The sequence below is a fragment of the Delftia tsuruhatensis NBRC 16741 genome (assembly GCF_001571325.1).
Lineage (GTDB): Bacteria > Pseudomonadota > Gammaproteobacteria > Burkholderiales > Burkholderiaceae_C > Comamonas > Comamonas tsuruhatensis.
Genome location: NZ_BCTO01000106.1, coordinates 1 through 3,424, shown reverse-complemented (window position 1 = coordinate 3,424; position 3,424 = coordinate 1). Strand labels below are relative to the sequence as shown.

Sequence of the window (3,424 nt, the reverse complement as noted above, 5' to 3'; positions counted from 1 at the left end):
GGGCTGCGAACCCGCGCTGGTCGCATGTGGAGGCGGCGCTGGCGTGCAATCCCGAGGCCATCCTGGCCTTCAGCGGCGATGGCGACACCCTCTGGGGCTTTGGCCCCCCGCCCGGTGAGTCGGTCGATGGCCCCTGGCGCCTCATGGCCCAGATCGACCGCTTCGGACGCCGCCAGCTCTACCACTACAGCGACGGCAAGACCACGGCCCCGGACGTCAACGGCAGTCCGGAACCGCTGCCCGCAGGCCGCCTGGTCTCGCTGAGCGACGGCACAGGCCGGCGCTACCGCCTGCTGCACCAGCGCATCCACGGCGGCAAGGACGCGCAGGGCCTGAACGGACTGTGGGGCGCCGACGATGGCTGGCGCCTCATCGGGGTCGACCTCACGCAGGACCCGTTGCATCCCCTGTCCACCCCCATCACGCTCGTGCGCTACGGCTACAGCAGTGCAGGCGATCTCATCACCGTCCACGACCGCGCAGGCCAGCTCGTGCGCGAATTCGAATGGGACCACCACCGCATCAGCGCCCACCGCCATGCCAGCGGACCCTGGCACCGCTACCGCTACGAGAGCGCCCAGCCCGGCGCCCGCGTCATCGAACACAGCAACCAGGAAGGGCTGTCCTACCGCTTCGACTACCTCAGCCAACCGCCGGGCCCGGACGGCCAGCCGCGCGCGGCCACCCGCGTCAGCGACAGCCTGGATCGCATCGAGACCTACTACTTCGAAGGTGCGGCGGGCCTGTCGCGCCTCATCGCCCACCACAAGGCCGACGGCAGCCGCTGGCTGCAAAGCTACGACAGCTTCGGCCGCCTGGCCTCGCGCACCGACCCGCTGGGCCGCAGCGTCCACCTCAGGCGCGACGGCCAGGGCCGGCTCATCGGCGTGCAACTGCCCGACGGGCGCAGCACCCAGCAGGAACACGACGAAGCCACGGGCCGCCTGCTCGCCTCCACGGACCCGGCAGGCGCCACCACCGGCTACCAATACGACGCCTGGGGACGCCTCACCCAGATCACCCAGGCCGACGGCAGCACCGAGCGCTACCACTACCCCGACCCCCAGGAAGCGCCGCTCACCTGCGACAGCCCCCGGCGCATCGAAGACGCCCAGGGCGGCAGCAAACAGCTGGCCTGGAGCGACGCGGGCCAACTGCTCAGCTACACCGACTGCTCGGGCCACAGCACGCACTACCACTACGACCGCTGGGGTGCGCTCATCGAAGTGGGCAACGCCCTGGGCCAGCGCCAACGCCACCAGCGCGACGGCCAGGGCCGCATCGTGGCCAGCGAACTGCCCAACGGTCAGATCGAGCGCTACCACTACGACAGCGCAGGCCACCTCACGCGCATCGAACCGGCCCAGCCCCCGCTCACCCCTCTCATGGGGGGGCAAAGCCCTGCTGCACCGGCCGCCGACCCCAGCATCCACCTGCGCTACGACCTCTGGGGCAGGCTGGTCCAGCGAACACATGGCGGCCTCACCCTGGCCTTCGAATACGACAGCGCCGGCCGCCTCACGCGTCTCGTCAACGAAAACGGTGCGCAAAGCCGCTTTGCCTGGGACGCGCTGGACCGGCTCGTGCAGGAAGAAGGGTTTGACCAGCGGCTGCAGCGCTACCGCTGGGATGCGGCAGGCCAGCTCATGGAAGCCACGGACGGCAACGCTGCACGGCAAAGCAGCAGCCACTACCGCTGGGACGAAGGCGGCAGATTGGTCGAACGTCAGCTGCCCGCCACGGCCCATGCGCCGGCCCAGACCCACCGCTACGAATGGGATGCGGCCGGACGCCTCATGACCGCCAGCGTCTGGCAGCACACCGTCGAGAACACCGCAGAGAACACCATCCAACTGCAAAGCCGCATAGCACTGGAACGCGATGCCCTGGGCCGCATCACCGCAGAAGTGCAGCAGCTGTACCGCCCAGGCAAGGACGGCGGCGCAGACCAGATCGAATACGAACACCGCATCGCCCACAGCCTGGACGCGCTGGGCGCACGCCAGCACAGCCAGCTGCAAGGCCTGGGAAAGATCGCCTGGCTCACCTACGGCTCAGGCCATGTGCACGGACTGCAGCTCAACGGCGCCGGCCTCATCGACTTCGAACGCGACGCCCTGCACCGCGAAGTCCGCCGCAGCCTGCACCCACCCACTCCCGCAGCAGAAGCAGACGCAGACGCACACCACCCCCTGCAGGTGCAACGCCAATGGGACAGCATGGGCCGCCTCACGGCCCTGGGCACCACAGGCCTGCAAAGCATGGAAGGCAGGGAACACCTCGTCCAGCCCCTCATCGGCCAGATCCTTGGCCGCCGCTACCACTACGACAGCCTGGGCCAGCTCGTTGCCATCGAACAGGCCGGCGCCCCGGGCCAGGCCGCACAACTGCTGCGCTACGGCTACGACAGCGCCGGGCGCCTCAGGGCGGCCACCGACAGCCAGGACCCCCAGACCACCGCCCGCTGGCAGATCGACCCTGCCGGCAACCGCCTGCCAGCACTCGGTGCACCCGGTGCACCGGGCCAGACGAACACCCAGGACAGCTGGGCCGCCCAGGTCCACGCCCACTGGCGGCACACCGACTTCAACCTCATGGGCCTGGGCCACCTTGCAGGCCAGCGGCAAGGCCCCGTGCAGCGCTGGGAAGACAACCGCATCGGCTTCAGCGAAGACCGCGTCTGGCGCTACGACCCCTGCGGCAACCGCATCGCGCAAATGCATGCAGACCACAGCCAGCAGCAACTGCACTACGACGGAGCACACCAGCTCATCGCCGTGCGCAGCAGCCAGATCCAGGGCAACGCCGAGCAGTTGCGCCACCACAGCCGCTACACCTACGACGCCCTGGGCAGGCGCCTGAAGCAGCAGGTCGAAAGCGCGGACTCCACCACCCCCACCCGCACCCACTACTACGGCTGGGACGGCGACCGCCTCATCCACACCGAGCGCCTGCAGCACGGCAGCGACACGCGCCACATAGAACACACCATCTACGAGCCCGGCAGCTTCACGCCCCTGGTGCGCCTGAGCACCACGGCCAGCGGCGACCCCCAAGACGAGCCCCACCTGCTGGTGCAAGCCATCGCCGCAGGCCTGCCCGACCAGGACGACCCCAACCACACGCCGGCCCTGGCCCTGATGCAAACCATGCTCGACGCCATGCCGCGCGACATGCAGCAAGACGCGGCCCGCCACCTGCGCCACACCCTGGACCACGGCCTGCCGTCCGGCGCCCAGGCCATGCTGGGCGAACAGGCCGAGGGCACGGCCCGCCTGCTCACCGGCATGCAGACCCAACTGCAGAAACAGGAAAAAGAACAGCACGCCCGCATCGCCATCCACCACTACCACTGCGACCATCTGGGCACGCCCATGGCCCTGACCGACCAACGGGGGCTAGTCACCTGGGCGGCCAAGCTGGA

General features: G+C 69.5%; 1 protein-coding gene. It reads left to right on the top strand.

All coding sequences use genetic code 11. From position 1 onward, the window contains the following. Window positions 1-3,424 (top strand): RHS domain-containing protein (locus tag DTS01S_RS29105; protein WP_061290120.1); only part of this gene is annotated, 3,424 nt, incomplete at both ends.